The organism is Peptoniphilus asaccharolyticus DSM 20463 (assembly GCF_900176115.1).
Classification (GTDB): Bacteria; Bacillota; Clostridia; order Tissierellales; family Peptoniphilaceae; genus Peptoniphilus; species Peptoniphilus asaccharolyticus.
Window position 1 is genome coordinate 1,288,107 of sequence record NZ_FWWR01000009.1, and the last position, 16,996, is coordinate 1,305,102.

The window sequence follows — 16,996 nt, forward strand, 5'->3', positions numbered from 1 at the left end:
GATAAATTAAAGGAGTTTATTATGGAAAACTTAATAAAACTAATATCTGATGTAACTAATGCTTTTTGGGGATGGCCAATATTAATAGTACTATTAGGTGGCGGTCTTATAGTTTGTGTAAGAACTGGTTTTGTTCAAATTAGATACTTACCATTTATATTAAAACAAACTTTCGGAAAAATGTTCTCTTCTAACGTTGGAGGAGAGGGTTCAGTCAGTCCTTTCCAAGCGGCAACAGCTGCTCTTGCATCATCAATAGGTGCTGCAAACATAGTAGTTGCTCCATCTATTATATTTACTGCAGGACCAGGAGTGATATTCTGGATGTGGATTGCAGGTTTGATTGGACAAGCAACTAAATTCGGAGAAATCATCTTAGGTATTAAATACAGAGAAAAGAATGTTGACGGAGAATACGTTGGTGGACCAGCATATACATTTAAAAAAGGTATAGGCGGAACTCTTGGTAAGATAATGGGATTCTTAGTATCTTTCTTCTTTATGATAGAGATATTACCATCTATAACACTACAAACGATTTCAGCAGCAGCTCCACTTGAACAACTTGGACTATCTCGTGTAGTTTCAGCTGTAGTTATCGCTGTGTTAGTAATATTAGTTGCTTACGGCGGAATAAAGAGAATTGCTCAAGTAACTGAAAAAATGGTTCCTATAATGGCAGCAACATATATAATAGCAGGTCTTATCGTTATAATTATGCATATAGACAAACTTCCTGGAGCTTTTGGAATGATCATTTACGGAGCATTCAACCCTAAAGCAGTTGTAGGTGGAGCAGCAGGAGCAGGTATCGCTCAACTTATCAGAGCTGGTGCAGCGAGAGGATGTTATTCAAACGAAGCTGGTATGGGTTCAGCACCTTATGCACACGCAACAGCAGTTACTGACCACCCTTGTAGACAAGGTATGTGGGGTATATTCGAAGTAATAGCGGATACAATGATAGTATGTACAATTTCTGCACTTGTAGTTCTTGTAACAGGACTTTATCAAAACCCTGACATGAAAGACATAGGAGTTGAAAGAGCATTTAACGCAGCTTTCGGACAAGTTGGAACAGCAGTTGTTGCAATCAGTTTATTCTTATTTGTACTTTCTACAATCATTGTTATAGTATTCTATGCTGAAAAACAAGGTGAATACTTATTTGGAACAACAATTGGTAAAGTAGTACGTTTTATAGCTTGTGGTATGGTTATACTTGGTGGTTTCGTATCATTTGATAACGCCGGAGTATTCTTAGATGCAACTCTAGGTCTTGTAGTATTTACTAACATGGTTGGTATGATAATGTTGAGTGGAGAACTTAAAGAGCTTGTAGATGAATTCTTCAAAGATCCTAAATACTATCCAGGAGCTAAAAAATAATCAAAAATCTTTTATAACAGAGGACGATATATGGAAGAATTAAAGAATGATAAGTTATTGATAATTTATCATAACAAGTGCAACATAAATAAACTCATAGCTAATCAGCTGTGTTAATATGTAAGTGACCAAACAAAACATATTAAAAGGAGTGATTAACTATGAGCTATAACCATCTTACCATAGAAGAAAGATCTTGTATTTACCAATTTTTAAATTTAGGAATGAGTATAAGGAAAATTGCACAAGCACTTAAAAGGTCACCTAGTACAATATCTAGAGAAATTAAAAGAAATTCATCTAAGATAAAAGTTAGTAGGGGAAGTTACACTAAGTACTTTCCGATAAAGGCAAATGATAAATATATTGATAGAAGAAAAGACTGCCATAGAAAAAGTAAATTTTCTAAAGATGTTATTGATTATTTAACTGTAAAGATTAACGAACATTGGTCCCCTGAACAAATATCAAATAGAAACACAAATGAGATTCATGAATTACCATCTACATCAACGATATATAGAATGATACACGCCAAAAAGCTGCCAAAAACTAGTATGAAAAATTTGAGAAGAAAAGCTAAATTTAAAAGGCCAGCAGAAAAAAGAGGAAAATTCAATGATAAAGGTAGAACAATTAAGAAAAGACCTAAAGAGATATACAGAAGGCAAGAATTAGGCCACTGGGAAGCAGATACAGTGGAATCAGGCAGATTAGATCATAAAAGGAAAAGTAGATGTTGTTTCGTAACTTTAGCAGAAAGAAAATCTAGATATTATATAGCAATCCTAGTTGAAAATAGAAAGTCGGAAAGCGTAACACCAGCAATAATAAATGCATTAAAAGATTATCCAAAAGAATTAGTAAAAACAATAACCTTTGATAGAGGTAAAGAATTTTCAGAATTTGAGAAAATAGAAAAAGAATTAGGATGCAAAACTTATTTTTGTGATCCCTATTGTGCATGGCAAAAAGGTACAAATGAAAATAGTAACGGACTTTTGAGGGAGTTTTATCCTAAGGGTATGGATTTATCAGAAGTGAATATTGATGAATTAAATTATAACTTAAGTTTAATGAATAATAGACCTAGAAAATGTATAAAATATAAAACACCTAAAGAAGAACTTTTTGGTCTCTTACCATAGGTGTTGCATTTGATTTGACAATTCGTCTATTTAAAAAAGAAATTGGATTAGAAGCTCCTATATTTTTAATAATATTTTTTGGACTGTTCGTATATATGGGACAAATTATGGGCGGTACCAATATGATAAAGACAATGATGAACACAGCATTTGACTTGTTGATCAACGTATGTTTTTATCTTATGGCAGTTGCAGTTTTAGCAGGGGGGATTTCATCAATATTCTCTGAATTTGGAGTTATTGCCTTAATAAACAAGGCAGTATCAGTTATCATGAAACCAATTTACGACTTACCAGGGGCGAGTTCAATTGGTATGCTAAATTGTTTTATGTCAGATAATCCAGCAATCTTAACCCTTGCACATGATGATAACTTTAGAAAATATTTCAAAAAATATCAAATGCCGGCCCTAACAAACTTAGGTACTTCATTTGGTATGGGTCTTATAACTGTTACATCAATGATGGCACTACCTATTGATGGAGCTATAAAGGGAGCTTTGGTAGGTCTTTTAGGGGCAATTGTAGGAAGTATTGTTTCAGTAAGACTCATGATTCGTAAGACAAAGAAGTACTACGGAACAGAAGAAATGGTTGAGTGTAAAAATGTTGGAAATCTACCTAGCGGAAAGAGAAGCATAAGAGAGGGCTCTGTAGGTTCAAGATTTATACAATCACTTTTAGACGGTGGTAAGATAGGTGTTGATATGGGAATAGCAATTATCCCAGGCGTATGTTTGATTTGTACAATAGTAATTTTGCTCACTAACGGAGCAGGAGCAAATGGAATATATGACGGAAGTGCAAACCAAGGTATCGGAATCTTACCTATAATAGGCGAAAAACTTAGTTTTATATTAACTCCACTATTTGGATTTAGTACACCTAAAGCAATTGCCATACCTATTACAGCACTTGGAAGTAGTGGAGCTGCAATTGGAATGGTTGCAGATATGGCAAGCAAAAAAATCATTGGCGGAAACGATATAGCAGTATTTACTTCAATTTGTATGTGCTGGAGTGGATATCTTTCAACACATATTGCTATGATGGATGCTCTTGGAACAAAAGAGATGACAGGAAATGCAATTCTATCTCACACAGTGGGCGGAATATGTGCCGGAGTAGCATCACATCTAATTTGGGGGCTATTATTCTAATGGATATTTCAAAATACTCACAAGCGGCTGTTAATATAATTAATACGGCAAATCAAGTTGCCATAAGAAGTAATAATTATGAAGTTACCGATTTACATATTTTCTACTCTATTCTTTTGAGTCCTAGCAAAATAGTAAAAGATTACTTTAAAGAAAATGGAGTAATTTTACAAAACTTAAAAGAAGATGTAGAAAGTGCAATTGGTAAACTAAAGAGCTTAAAAGGAGTTTCTAACTTATATGTGAGTAGATCTTATCAAAGAGTTTTGTTAATATCTGAAGAAATCTCCAGAAATTTATACGAAGAGATGATAACCACAGAACATCTACTTTTAGCTCTGTTAAGAGAAAATGACATTGCAAGTGCAAAGCTTGCAATGTTATTTAAAGTAGATTATGAAAGTTTCATGAAATACGTTTCAAAAAAATTTAATGAAGCTTTTTTAAGTGGCGTATCGCAAGAGACTATTTTAAATCTTGAAAAATATGGACGAAACCTAACCAAAGAAGTATTAGAGGGGAAATTAGACCCTGTAATAGGTCGAGAAGAAGAGACTCGAAGCGCAATTAGAGTTCTAACGAGAAGAATAAAAAACAATCCTGTTTTAATTGGTGAAGCTGGAGTCGGAAAAACTGCAATTGTCGAAGGTATAGTCCAAAGAATTGTAAGGGGAGATGTCCCTGACAATTTAAAAGAGAGAATTATATTTTCTCTGGACATGACAGCGTTAATAGCCGGAGCCAAATATAGAGGAGACTTTGAAGAGCGACTTAAAAAACTTTTAGAGATAATTAAGGACTCAGAAGGAAAGATAATTCTATTTATAGACGAAATTCACAATATCATAGGTAGCGGAAGCACTTCGGGTACGATGGACACTGCAAATATCCTAAAGCCGATGCTTGCAAGGGGAGAAATCCTCACCATAGGAGCTACTACTATTGAAGAATATAGAAAATATATTGAAGTGGATGGAGCATTAGATAGAAGATTTCAGAAGATTTTAGTCGAAGAACCATCTGTTGAAAATTCTATTGCAATACTGCGTGGTTTAAAGAAAAAATATGAAAATCACCATATGGTAAAGATAACAGACAGGGCTTTAATTGATGCGGTAAAACTTTCAAAGAGATTTTTACCTGAAAAGAAATTGCCGGACGTGGCACTTGATGTAATCGACGAAGCTTGTGCTTTAGTTAGAATGGCAAGAGACCAAAAGCCTGAAGAACTTGACAATTTACACAGAAATATAGTCAAGTTGGAAATGGAAAAAATTGCTCTAAAAGATGAAAAGGACAGTCTTTCAAAAGACAGGTTAAGCGAAAAAGAAAGAGAAATTAAAGAGCTTGAGAGCTTACTAAGTCAAAAGACAGAGCTATATAATTTAGAAAAGAAAAGACAAGAAGACATCTTATTAAATGAAAAAGAAATTGAAGAAATAAATTTACAGATAGAAGCATCTAAAGAACAACATAAGTTTGAAAAATTAGATGAACTTATAGTTGTTAAAAAGAAAATTGAAGATAGGCTAAGAACTCTTACAGAAACAGAGCAGTATTATCCAATACACACAAAAGTAACGGTGAATGAAGTCAAAGAGATAATTTCAAAGATTTCAGGAATGCCAAAAGTCAAACTACAACTAAATAAACTTGGTAAACTTGATGAAATAAGAGCTACCATGAAAGAAGAATTTGTGGGCGGAAATGAAATTATAGACAAGATAGTAAACACCTATATGATTTCAGAAAGTGGATTGGCACCGAGAAATAAACCTGTTGGTAGTTTCTTGATATGTGGTCTACCAGGTTCTGGAAAGAGTTATATAGCAGAAGTAATATCTAAAAATTTATTTGATGGCGAAAATAGTTTAATAAGATTTGATATGAGTGAGTTTAGTGAAAAAGCATCTATAACAAAACTTATAGGAGCACCTCCGGGATATGTTGGATATGAACTTGGAGGAGCACTCACCGAGGCTCTTAGAACTAAGCCATACAGTGTAATTGTGTTTAAGAATATAGAGAATGCTCATAGAGAAGTTCAAAGCTTGATTATGCAGATTATTCAAGACGGAAAAGTAAAGGACAACAAGGGTAGATTAATCAGTTTTGAAAACACAATAATAGTTTTGACAAGTACTATAGATGATTCCACATCAGAGTTTAAGGTAAAACTTGAAACTCCAATTGAAAATTATGTAGACTATGTATTTTATCTAAAGCCACTTGATAAGGAAACAATTAGTAAACTTATAGAATATAACTTAGACAATCTTAAAAAGAATTTAAGAGATAATCAGATAGAACTGATTTTTACAGAAAAGTTTTTAGAGAATTTAAACAACTACGTGCTCAGCGAGAATATGGGCGCAAGAGAAATTAAAAAATATATTGAACATGAAATATATTTCTTAATATGCAAGAAGAAATTAGAATATGAAACAGATGAAGTCATGAGAATTATTCTGACAATAGAAAATAATGAAATGCGTTTGTCTGTAGCTAGTGAAGAAAAATAGGAGGCAAATATGGGATTTCAAATACCTGAATTTATTTCACCAGATTTTTCAGAAGAAAAGTATCAAAATGCACCTAACATAAAACTTGGTACTGTTGAAAGAGATGGAGTGGCACCAGATGATTTTTACCTTACAACACACATCCCTACTTTTTATAAGTATGATGGAAAATGGTTATTCCCAGATCACAATTCACTAAATTGTGTAGCAGTGTTTGAAGATGGAAAAATCTTTGTAAGAGAAATTAGATCTCTTAAAGAAGGAGAACAAGTAGTACTTTCATTGACAGGAGAGCTTGACACAGGAGTTTTAGTTTATAGAGATGGTTTCCCTAAATCAATCTATTCAACTCCAGGAAAAGCTGTAGAAACTTCATTCTCAAGAGACTATGAAAAGTTATTTGAACTTATGCAACATGAAAGAGACAGTGAAGATGGATATATAACATGGGTTTTAGGACCAAGTGTTGTATTTGACTACGATACAAGAAAAGCACTTAACCAATTAGCGGAAAATGGATACATCAATTGTCTACTTGGTGGAAACGCAATGTGTACACATGACTTAGAAGGTGGTTTCTTACAAACAGCCCTAGGACAAAACATATACACTCAAGAAAATGTTCCAATGGGACACTATAACCATTTAGACTTATTAAACGAAGTTAGAACAACAGGTTCAATTAAGAAATTTATCGCTGGTGGAAATGTAAAAGATGGGATCATCAAAACTCTATCAGATATGGACATTCCATTCGTATTAAGCGGATCAATAAGAGATGACGGACCACTTCCAGAAGTTATTGGAGATACAGAAGCAGCTCTTACTGAAACTAAAAAAGCGCTTGATAAATCAACTTTAATCATCTGTATAGCAACTATGTTACACAGCCTTTCAGTTGCAAACATGGCATCAGGATATACAATTAGAAAGAATGGAAAGATAACACCGGTATTTATGTATTCAATTGACGTTACAGAAAATGTTGTAAATAAAGTGGGAGCAGCTAGAGAACTTATGGCATTCGTTCCTATGGTTACTAATGTACAAGACTTTGTAGTCAATTGTGAAAAAGCTCTTATAACTCCAGCTAACAAAGTTTTTGCGGATGAAATGAAAATTCCAGAAACTGAATATGTAGAAGTTGGACAAGACAAGAGCGAAAGCAAGGAGGAGATTTGAAATGAAATTTGAAATGCCAAAATATCATCATCCAGATTTTGAACAAGAATTTTTAAAGCAAGCTCCAAATGTAACCTTGGAAGAAGTGCAAGTTGATGGGATAAGTCCAAGAAATTACCATGCTCTTTCAGTTTATCCTGAATACTTCAAGATAAATGGAAAATGGGTATTAGCAGCTCAATCAAGAATGGATACTGTATGCGTTGCAATCGACACACCAGGTGAAGAAAGTGTAAACATAGTAGAATTCCGTAACTTGAAAAAAGGCGATAAAGTAGTAATAGGACGTACTGAAGATGCATCTGAAGGTATTTACGTTTGGACACAAGGTTTCTTGGCAGCAGATGAAAACACAGACACTTTTGCCTTCCGTTCAGGACGTTCAAGAGAAACAGCATTCTCTATAGATTACGATACTCTATATGAAGTTTTAAAATATGAAAAAGAACACAATGGATACGTAACTCTAATAGTAGGTTCAGCACTTTCTCTTGATACAGATTCAAGAAATGCATTAGCAAGACTTATAAGAAATGGATTCGTTCAAGCAATTTTCTGCGGAACAGAAACAGCAGCATTTGACCTTGAAAAAGGATTGTTCAACACTTCTTGGGGTCAAGAACACTTTGAAAAAGAACAAAACACAACTAGAAACTTATTTGAAACATTAAACTTAGCAAGAAAATATGGTTCTACAAAAGCTCTTGTAGAGTCAGGACTTGTAAAAGACGGTTTCATAAAAGCATGTGTGGAAATGGATGTGCCATTTGTTATAGCGGGAACTATTCGTGATAGATTAGGATTACCTGAAACTATTAATAACGTATACGAAGCACAAAACACTATGAGATCACACGCAAGAAAGACTTCAACAATCATAATGATGTCAGCAATATTGTTTACTATAGCAACAGGAAACATGACACCATCATACAATGTATTCGATGGAGAAGTAAGACCTGTTTATATGTACACAATAGATATACAAGAATTCGCAGTTAACAAGTTATCAGACAGAGGAACAGTAACGGCTGTTTCAATGGTAACTAACGTACAAGACTTTATACGAAATGTAGATAGAGCACTTAACGGTTAAAGTTAGGAGGGATTACTATAAAAAAGATAGTTTTAGCATTAGGTGGTAATGCTTTAGGAAATTCACCACAAGAACAAAAGGATGCCGTAAAAGGTACTGCTAAGTCAATAGTAGACTTAGTTGAACAAGGAAATAAAGTAATAATTTCACACGGAAATGGACCACAAGTTGGGATGATAAACTTAGCTATGGAAACAGCTTCAAAATCAGAAGCTAACACTCCAAGCATGCCTTTCCCAGAATGTGGAGCTATGAGCCAAGGATATATAGGATATCATCTTCAAAACTCAATTGAAAATGAATTAAATAAGAGAAATATGAAAGTTGATGTAGTTTCTCTTGTAACTCAAGTTTTAGTAGACAAAGATGACCCTGCATTTGAAAATCCTACTAAACCAATAGGTTCATTCTATTCAAAAGAAGAAGCTGAAAAACTAATGGAAACAGGACTTGTATTTAAAGAAGATGCAGGACGTGGATACCGTAGAGTTGTTCCATCACCAAAGCCAATAGATATAGTTGAAAAAAATTCAGTGGAACTTCTTTATAACAACTCAACAATAGTAGTAGCTGCAGGCGGCGGCGGAATCCCAGTAGTAGATGAAGCTGGAGTATACGTTGGCGTTCCAGCGGTTATAGACAAAGATTTTACAACTGCCAAATTGGCTGAACTTGTTGATGCAGACACTTTGATAATCTTGACAGCTGTAGAAAAAGTTGCGATTAAATTTGGTACACCAGAAGAAGAATGGCTTGGCGAAATGACTGTTGAGCAAGCAGAAAAATATATAGAACAAAAAGAATTTGCCGAAGGTTCAATGAAACCTAAAGTTGAAGCTGCGTTGGGCTTTGTAAAATCTAAAGAGAATAGAACAGCTATAATCACTTCTCTTGAAAAAGCACTTGAAGGATTAGAAGGAAAGACAGGAACGTGGATTAAACAAAGCTAACATTCTAAATTTATATGGCAAAAATATATAAATTCTAGAACATATATAAAGCCCGGGAGCAGTCCTGGGTTTTTTATTTAGATAATTTATCATAACAAGTGCAACATAAATAAACTCATAGCTAATCAGCTGTGTTAATATGTAAGTGACCAAACAAAACATATTAAAAGGAGTGATTAACTATGAGCTATAACCATCTTACCATAGAAGAAAGATCTTGTATTTACCAATTTTTAAATTTAGGAATGAGTATAAGGAAAATTGCACAAGCACTTAAAAGGTCACCTAGTACAATATCTAGAGAAATTAAAAGAAATTCATCTAAGATAAAAGTTAGTAGGGGAAGTTACACTAAGTACTTTCCGATAAAGGCAAATGATAAATATATTGATAGAAGAAAAGACTGCCATAGAAAAAGTAAATTTTCTAAAGATGTTATTGATTATTTAACTGTAAAGATTAACGAACATTGGTCCCCTGAACAAATATCAAATAGAAACACAAATGAGATTCATGAATTACCATCTACATCAACGATATATAGAATGATACACGCCAAAAAGCTGCCAAAAACTAGTATGAAAAATTTGAGAAGAAAAGCTAAATTTAAAAGGCCAGCAGAAAAAAGAGGAAAATTCAATGATAAAGGTAGAACAATTAAGAAAAGACCTAAAGAGATATACAGAAGGCAAGAATTAGGCCACTGGGAAGCAGATACAGTGGAATCAGGCAGATTAGATCATAAAAGGAAAAGTAGATGTTGTTTCGTAACTTTAGCAGAAAGAAAATCTAGATATTATATAGCAATCCTAGTTGAAAATAGAAAGTCGGAAAGCGTAACACCAGCAATAATAAATGCATTAAAAGATTATCCAAAAGAATTAGTAAAAACAATAACCTTTGATAGAGGTAAAGAATTTTCAGAATTTGAGAAAATAAGAAAAAGAATTAGGATGCAAAACTTATTTTTGTGATCCCTATTGTGCATGGCAAAAAGGTACAAATGAAAATAGTAACGGACTTTTGAGGGAGTTTTATCCTAAGGGTATGGATTTATCAGAAGTGAATATTGATGAATTAAATTATAACTTAAGTTTAATGAATAATAGACCTAGAAAATGTATAAAATATAAAACACCTAAAGAAGAACTTTTTGGTCTCTTACCATAGGTGTTGCATTTGATTTGACAATTCGTCTTTACATAAAAATTAACTTTATCCTTATATTAGGCTCTATGTCAAATATTGGGGAGGCTCGTTAACTCGAGTTTCTTTCTTTATGTAAAAATGGGCACATAGACGCTAATAAAGATATCAAAACTAAAATAGCAAAAAACAACTAAAAATAAGCATAGCAAATAAAACCCCTAGGGGTTTTGCAAATTTTCCCGTTTTCCTAATCTCTACTTACATGAAAACATAATTCTTTTTCTAAACAAGTCAAAATTTCTCATACCAAAACAATTTCTTTTTAATGTTTTTATCTTTGTATGAGTTCCTTCAAGAGGTCCATTTGACCAAGAGTAATCAAATGAATTACATATTTCTTCAAACCAGTTATTAAAAGAAGTGATACAAGATTTAAATTCTTTTAATTTTGATTCATCTGCTCTTTTTATCCATTCTCTTAAAGCTTTTTTAGCTCTAGTTTTGTTTGGCTGACTAAGTACATACTGGTACCCACAGGGCACACAGTAGAACAATTCTTTTAACTTGTATGCTTCTTTTAATTCCTTGTTCAGTTCAATCATAAGTGATACTTCATTAGCTTGTTCTGAAGTTAGCTTAGAGGCAGGTTTTGTAATTAAACTCTTACTTCTTTTAAAATATTTCCTAAGCTTTGATGATACATCCTTTTGTATTCTCTTTCTAACATTTTCTAATGCCCAGGATACTTGTCTTATGAAGTGGTACCTATCTATGATATGTATTGCGTTTTTAAAGAATGATTTCTTAACTGATTTAAATGTTTTAGACATATCACTTACAAAAAATTTTACTTCGTTTCTTTCTTTGTTTGGTATCTTTTCAAAGTACCCATACAATGTATTCTTATCTCTTGATGGTAAGATATCTATGATAGAGTGTTTAGATCCATCAAGAAGAGAAGTCTGATACCTGTTATTACCACTATCACCTTTAAATTCGTCTATACATAATACTTCTGATAGCCTATCTCTAGAAGCACTTAAACAATTTAAAATTCTTAATACTGTGTTTGAAGAAACATTATACCTATTAGCAATAGAAGATATAGAATAAATCTCATCAAACTCAGAAACAATAGCAAAAACAAGTCTATTGGTCATAGTATGACCTTTGGCAATAAAATCAAGATTCCTCTCAAAACGAGAACCACAAGACTTACAATCATATCTAGTTTTCTTTAAGAAAATCAAAGATTTCTTACCTCGGATGTGAGTATCCCTAATCTTTTGAATTCTATGATCATGAACCCAAATCTTTTTAGAACCACAATGAGGACAAATAGACATCTTAGAAACAGAAGCGTGAACATTAACAAAATTATTACTCTCATCAACACTATCAAAAACTACATCTTTAAAACCAAACAAATTCATGATATTATTATTTTGCACTTATATGCACCTCCAAGCTTTGTTGTTGGTTACTTAAAGTTTAGGACTAAAAGCGTATAAGTGCAATTTTTTTGCATAAAAATATCTGTTAGAGATTTACTCCCCAACAGATATTATAGAGCCTTATATTATAACAATAATAATATATAAATTTGATAACCTATGACTTGTTAATGTCAAATGTTAAAAGGGTAAATATATTAAGTAATGCGCTACGATATTAAAGTAAGATAAATTTATCAAGAAAAACTATTTGTAAAAATATATACTTATCATAATTAAAGTGATATAATTTTTAAGATAGATAATTATAAAACTGATATAGGAGGTGGAAGAATGGCTAGTGCAATTGAACGCATTGTTGAGAAAGAAAAATTGGCTGACGAGCAATTGATTGATGCAAAAAAAGAATCTGAAAAGATATTGAAAGAAGCTAAAGCTAAAGCCGAAAATTTGAAACAAGAAATATCAGAAAAAAGTGAAAATTTGAGGAGTCAAAAAATTCAAGAAGCTTCGCAAAAAGCTGAGTCGTTAAGGACGCAGATTCTTGAAAAGGGTAAGGAAAAAGCTAATAAAATTTCGCAAATTGACAAACAAAAGCTAAATCAATTGGCGGATATGATTGTAGATAAGGTCGTGAAACATGGCAATAGTTAAGATGCATAAGTTTGATCTGTATACATTTGCCACTCATCAAAGTGAGTTGTTGAAGTCTTTACAAAAATTCAAAGATGTACATTTGAGTGATTTAAAGCTGACAGAAGATCAAGATTACTTAAAGAAAGTCGAAGTTCCAGAGTCCGTTTCAAAAATTGAAAGTGAAATTAGTAAAGTTAAATGGACAATTGATTTATTAGAAACATATATGCCATCTGCGTCAGCTGTGGATGGGTTTAAGGGACAAAAAGTAAAAGTCTCGTTAAATGATTTAAAAGAAAAAGCTGAAAAGTTCAACTTTAATACTCTTTATGAAAAAACAAACCATCTTTATTTAGAAAAAAACGAATTAAACCAAAAAATAACAACAGTAAATGAAACTATAAAAGAGTTAGAACCATTTTCAGAATTGAAAGTGTGTTTAAGTGAACTTAGAAAACTAAACCGCGTTAAAGTTATACCGGGAAGCATACCTTTAAGAAATGAAGTTCAGTTCAATACAGCTTTGGAAGAATCAGATTTGAAACTGTATTCTGTAGAAGAATATAAGACTATGAATGGAATGAAATATTTAATAGTGACAGTGGACTTAAACGAAGAAATTGAACTATCAAATATTTTAAGAGCAAATGGATTTACTAATATTAGAATTAAGACTGACAAAGTAGTAAGTGATGAAATTACAGATCAAAATAATAAGTTAAAAGAACTTAAAGATAGAATTAACCAAATAGACTTAGATATAAGCTCAGAAAAAGATGTTTTAGATGAGCTCAAATACTACTATGAATATCTGAGAAATGAAAATCTTAGACAAATATCAGTACAAAACTTTGCGAAGTCTAAAAAAGTGGACTTGATAACAGGTTATGTTCCTACTGATAAGGTAAAAGATTTTGAAAGTCTTTTGGAAGATGTACTGGGGACAGAATATTATTTAGAAATATCTCCAGCAGAGCAAGAAGATATTAATGTACCAATAAAACTAAAGAATAATAAATTGGTAGAACCTTTTGAGTCGATAACGGAAATGTATTCTATTCCAAAGTATCAGGAGATAGACCCTACTCCTTTATTCGCACCATTTTATTTTGTTTTCTCAGGAATAATGGTAGGAGATATGGGATATGGAATTTTAGTTACATTGATTAGTTTGTTGATTTTAAAGATATTAAAGCCGGACAAAGTAAAGGCCAGATTAGTAAAATTCGTAATGTATATGGGTATCTCATCTGCATTCTGGGGATTTATATTCGGCTCTTTCTTTGGAGATTTGATACAGATAAAAGCATATCTTAACCCATCAGAAGACTATATGAAAATGATATCTATGTGCATGATGTTTGGTATATTCCATATATTCTTTGCAATGGGAATTAGAGCCTATATGAATTTAAGAGACCATAAAGCAGCTGATGCATTATTTGATGTTGGATTTTGGTATATGGCATTAATAGGTGCAATGCTGTTCATAGGTTCAAAAGTAATTGATTTAGGAAGTATTGTAGCAACAGTTGCTCCGATAGTTATGGGCATAGGCATGGTTGGCATATTGCTAACTGGAGGTCGTGATCAAGAGTCTATAGGAGGAAAGATAGGATGGGGAGTATATGCTCTTTATGGTATAACTTCTTATCTTGGAGACTTCGTAAGTTATTTTAGACTTATGGCACTCGCATTGGCGGGCTCATTTATAGCAATAGCTGTAAATATAATAGTCAGAATGCTTATGGCTCAAGGAATTATAGGGATGGTGTTTGGAATCTTGATATTTGTTGCATTCCAAATATTTAATATGTTCCTATCGTTCTTATCATCGTATGTTCATTCTGCAAGACTTACTTTTGTAGAAATGTTTAATAAATTTTATGAAGGCGGCGGAATTCCATTCAAGGAAATGGTAGCGCAGTCAGATTATTTTATAATTGAGGAGGATTAAAAATGGCAGAATTTTTTGTAAACTATGGTGGAATGATACTTGGAGGTTTAGGTGTAGCGATTTCTGTTGCATTAGCAGGTATAGGTTCAGCTAAGGGTGTAGGAATAGCCGGTGAAGCTGCAGCGGGAGTAATTATAGAAGAACCTGAAAAGTTTGGTAAAGCTCTTGTACTACAACTACTACCAGGTACACAAGGTCTATATGGTTTCGTAATTGGTATGCTTATGTTATTTAGATTAAAACCAGAGATGGATTTACAAACAGGATTTTCACTTTTCTTAGCAGCTATACCTATAGGTCTTGTTGGACTTTTCTCAGCAATCAGCCAAGGTAAGGTTGTTGTAAGTGGAATAAATATATTAGCTAAAAAAGAAGAACACATGACTAAGGCGATAGTACTTGCAGTAATGGTTGAGATGTATGCAATTTTAGCATTGGCAATCTCATTCCTTCACATGAACTCAATTTAAGGAGGATGTAGTGTCAAATATAGAAACTTTACTTGAAAAAATAGAAGCTGATTCTAAGAGAGAACAGCAAAGTATCATTGACGCTGCAAAACAAAAAGCCGAAGAAATAGTAAAAAAAGCTGAAATAGAATCTCAAGAGAAAGCTGAGTTGCTTCTAAAAAAAACAGATTTAGAAGTTGAAAATTTAATTGAAAAAGCAACAGGAAGAGCTGAATTAGAAGCAAGAGATGAAATTTTGAAGAGAAAACAAGGCGTACTTGAAGAAGTTATAGAATTAGCCGTAGATAAATTAAATAATATGTCTGATAAAGATTATTTAGATTATATAGAAAAAGAAGTAGGCGAAGTTAAACTAAGTGAAAATGCCGAGTTAAAAGTAATGTCTAAATATAGAGAATATATTTTTGAAAATTTCAAAGGGATTAAAGTAAGTGAAGAAAGTGTAAATTCGGGATTTGCAGTTCAAGATGGCAACATTTTGTATAACAATGATTTTGCAGGAGTTATAGAAAATAACAGAAGTGATATAGAAAATTTAATTTACAAACAATTATTTTCAGATGAAAATTTAAACAAATAGGAGGTAGGTATGGATAGAAACGAATTTGTTCAGCCGTCCGTCACTACCAGAATTTTTGAAAAATCACTTTTAAATAAGTCTGATTTTGAAAGATTGATAGAAAGTGCTGATATAGAAGATGCTATAAGAGCACTACAAGAAACGAAATATAAAGAAGAAGTCTCAAAGCTTGTAAAAGCTCAAAACTATGAAGAAGCTCTCGACAAGATGTTAGTGGAATTCTATAAAGATATGTACATTATGACAAGAGAGGATTCTGTTGTAGATTTATTGGCTCTTAAATATTATTACCACAATGTAAAAGTTACGTTGAAAGAATATATTTTGGGTGAAGATTTAAGTTATCTATACTATGAACTTGGAAATTTTCCAAAAGATGAACTTAAAAAGAGCTTGGACACAGGAGCAGATGTAAAATATTCGGATTTAGTTAGAGAAGCTAAAGAAGAATATGAAAAAGAAAAGAATCCACAAGATGCAGATATACTTATCGATAAAAAATATTTCGAAAAGCTAAGAGAGATAGCGAAAAAATCTAAAGTGGAACTTTTTGAAAAATATGTTAGAAATCTAATAGATTTCTCAAATATATCAACTGTTCTAAGATGTAAGAGACAAGAGAGAACTATTGATTTTTTGAAAAAAGTTTTAATTGAAGGTGGAAGTATAGAAATTTCCGAATTGGAAAGTATATTCGGATTAGAAGTTGATGAAAATGCTTCGGTATTTAGAAGAACAGAGTTCTATAAATATTTGAAATTAGGTATTGAAGAATATAAGAAAACTGGAACTATGTCTGAGTTTGAAAGACAGAGAGATAACTACTTTATGGAATTGGTAAAGGATGTAAAGAAAGTTACTTATGGGCCAGAAGTTTTATTCGCTTACTTATATGCCAGAGAGACAGAGATTAAAAATATAAGAATGGTTTTAATTTCAAAATTGAATTCAACAGCTCCAAGTTCTATACGTGAAAGGCTGCGTGAAATATATGTATAAGATAGCAGTTGTAGGAGATAAAGATTCTGTATTAGCATTCAAAGCGTTGGGAGTTGATGTAAAAATCAGCTACGATGCAGAACAGACGAGAAGAATAGTAGATGGTCTTGCAAAAGATAATTATGGACTCATATTTATCACAGAGCAACTTGCGGAGCAAATTGAAGAGACCATTGATAGATATAATAGTGTTACGGTTCCGGCAATAGTTTTAATTCCTTCTAACAAAGGTTCTTTGGGAATAGGAATGAAGAATATTGATAAAAACGTAGAAAAAGCTGTTGGAAGTAACATATTGTAAGGA

The 16,996-nt window shown here is 32.5% G+C and carries 14 protein-coding genes and 1 pseudogene; 14 read left to right on the plus strand and 1 reads right to left on the minus strand.

Features of this window, described 5'->3' with window-relative positions:
• Positions 1-21: 21 nt before the first annotated feature.
• The 8 genes and pseudogenes from B8869_RS07325 to B8869_RS07360 all read left to right on the plus strand — a co-directional run bounded on the left by B8869_RS07325 (position 22) and on the right by B8869_RS07360 (position 10,617).
• On the plus strand, positions 22-1,389 hold the full coding sequence (locus B8869_RS07325) for an alanine/glycine:cation symporter family protein (RefSeq protein WP_084230974.1): 1,368 nt from the start codon (positions 22-24) through the stop codon (positions 1,387-1,389).
• A 161-nt stretch (positions 1,390-1,550) separates the two neighbouring features.
• The gene (locus B8869_RS07330; protein WP_084229742.1) at positions 1,551-2,537 is read left to right on the plus strand and encodes an IS30 family transposase; all 987 of its coding nucleotides are present in this window, start codon (positions 1,551-1,553) and stop codon (positions 2,535-2,537) included.
• Between the two features lie 14 nt (positions 2,538-2,551).
• Positions 2,552-3,697: a CD0519/CD1768 family membrane protein gene (locus B8869_RS07335; protein WP_412458520.1), complete on the plus strand. Its 1,146-nt coding sequence runs from the start codon at positions 2,552-2,554 to the stop codon at positions 3,695-3,697.
• Positions 3,697-6,219 carry an ATP-dependent Clp protease ATP-binding subunit gene (locus B8869_RS07340; protein ID WP_084230976.1) on the plus strand — a complete coding sequence of 841 codons (2,523 nt, stop codon included), beginning with the start codon at positions 3,697-3,699 and terminating at the stop codon, positions 6,217-6,219. The genes B8869_RS07335 and B8869_RS07340 overlap by 1 nt, the downstream gene beginning before the upstream one ends.
• Positions 6,220-6,228: 9 nt before the next feature.
• The gene (locus B8869_RS07345; protein WP_084230977.1) at positions 6,229-7,401 is read left to right on the plus strand and encodes an ornithine cyclodeaminase family domain; all 1,173 of its coding nucleotides are present in this window, start codon (positions 6,229-6,231) and stop codon (positions 7,399-7,401) included.
• A gap of 1 nt (position 7,402) precedes the next feature.
• The gene (locus B8869_RS07350; RefSeq protein WP_084230978.1) at positions 7,403-8,497 is read left to right on the plus strand and encodes a putative NPN-dependent ornithine cyclodeaminase; all 1,095 of its coding nucleotides are present in this window, start codon (positions 7,403-7,405) and stop codon (positions 8,495-8,497) included.
• Between the two features lie 17 nt (positions 8,498-8,514).
• Complete coding sequence (gene arcC / locus B8869_RS07355; RefSeq protein ID WP_084230979.1) at positions 8,515-9,447, plus strand: carbamate kinase; 933 nt, start codon at positions 8,515-8,517, stop codon at positions 9,445-9,447.
• 182 nt (positions 9,448-9,629) lie between these two features.
• Positions 9,630-10,617: pseudogene (locus B8869_RS07360) on the plus strand (IS30 family transposase).
• Positions 10,618-10,850: 233 nt separating this feature from the next.
• On the opposite strand, the gene B8869_RS07365 reads toward B8869_RS07360, so the two are convergent.
• Positions 10,851-12,047: an ISL3 family transposase gene (locus B8869_RS07365; protein ID WP_234989787.1), complete on the minus strand. Its 1,197-nt coding sequence runs from the start codon at positions 12,045-12,047 to the stop codon at positions 10,851-10,853.
• 336 nt (positions 12,048-12,383) lie between these two features.
• Between B8869_RS07365 and B8869_RS07370 the strand changes: the two genes are divergently transcribed.
• The 6 genes from B8869_RS07370 to B8869_RS07395 are packed head-to-tail and all read left to right on the plus strand — an operon-like array spanning position 12,384 to position 16,993.
• On the plus strand, positions 12,384-12,704 hold the full coding sequence (locus tag B8869_RS07370; protein ID WP_084230981.1) for a V-type ATPase subunit subunit G family protein: 321 nt from the start codon (positions 12,384-12,386) through the stop codon (positions 12,702-12,704).
• Complete coding sequence (locus tag B8869_RS07375) at positions 12,691-14,643, plus strand: V-type ATP synthase subunit I (RefSeq protein WP_084230982.1); 1,953 nt, start codon at positions 12,691-12,693, stop codon at positions 14,641-14,643. The genes B8869_RS07370 and B8869_RS07375 overlap by 14 nt, the downstream gene beginning before the upstream one ends.
• 2 nt (positions 14,644-14,645) lie before the next feature.
• Positions 14,646-15,113: a V-type ATP synthase subunit K gene (locus B8869_RS07380; protein ID WP_084230983.1), complete on the plus strand. Its 468-nt coding sequence runs from the start codon at positions 14,646-14,648 to the stop codon at positions 15,111-15,113.
• A gap of 10 nt (positions 15,114-15,123) precedes the next feature.
• Positions 15,124-15,693: a V-type ATP synthase subunit E gene (locus B8869_RS07385; RefSeq protein WP_084230984.1), complete on the plus strand. Its 570-nt coding sequence runs from the start codon at positions 15,124-15,126 to the stop codon at positions 15,691-15,693.
• Between the two features lie 9 nt (positions 15,694-15,702).
• The gene (locus tag B8869_RS07390) at positions 15,703-16,692 is read left to right on the plus strand and encodes a V-type ATP synthase subunit C (RefSeq protein WP_084230985.1); all 990 of its coding nucleotides are present in this window, start codon (positions 15,703-15,705) and stop codon (positions 16,690-16,692) included.
• The gene (locus tag B8869_RS07395) at positions 16,685-16,993 is read left to right on the plus strand and encodes a V-type ATP synthase subunit F (RefSeq protein ID WP_084231078.1); all 309 of its coding nucleotides are present in this window, start codon (positions 16,685-16,687) and stop codon (positions 16,991-16,993) included. The genes B8869_RS07390 and B8869_RS07395 overlap by 8 nt, the downstream gene beginning before the upstream one ends.
• Positions 16,994-16,996 lie beyond the last annotated feature (3 nt).

Bases quoted from the DNA above. Each gene is read 5' to 3' on its own strand.
- B8869_RS07350 (WP_084230978.1), top strand. From the start codon at position 7,403: ATGAAATTTGAAATGCCAAAATATCATCATCCAGATTTTGAACAAGAA.
- B8869_RS07375 (WP_084230982.1), top strand. From the start codon at position 12,691: ATGGCAATAGTTAAGATGCATAAGTTTGATCTGTATACATTTGCCACT.
- B8869_RS07340 (WP_084230976.1), top strand. From the start codon at position 3,697: ATGGATATTTCAAAATACTCACAAGCGGCTGTTAATATAATTAATACG.
- B8869_RS07380 (WP_084230983.1), top strand. From the start codon at position 14,646: ATGGCAGAATTTTTTGTAAACTATGGTGGAATGATACTTGGAGGTTTA.
- B8869_RS07395 (WP_084231078.1), top strand. From the start codon at position 16,685: ATGTATAAGATAGCAGTTGTAGGAGATAAAGATTCTGTATTAGCATTC.
- B8869_RS07325 (WP_084230974.1), top strand. From the start codon at position 22: ATGGAAAACTTAATAAAACTAATATCTGATGTAACTAATGCTTTTTGG.
- B8869_RS07390 (WP_084230985.1), top strand. From the start codon at position 15,703: ATGGATAGAAACGAATTTGTTCAGCCGTCCGTCACTACCAGAATTTTT.
- B8869_RS07345 (WP_084230977.1), top strand. From the start codon at position 6,229: ATGGGATTTCAAATACCTGAATTTATTTCACCAGATTTTTCAGAAGAA.
- B8869_RS07330 (WP_084229742.1), top strand. From the start codon at position 1,551: ATGAGCTATAACCATCTTACCATAGAAGAAAGATCTTGTATTTACCAA.
- B8869_RS07370 (WP_084230981.1), top strand. From the start codon at position 12,384: ATGGCTAGTGCAATTGAACGCATTGTTGAGAAAGAAAAATTGGCTGAC.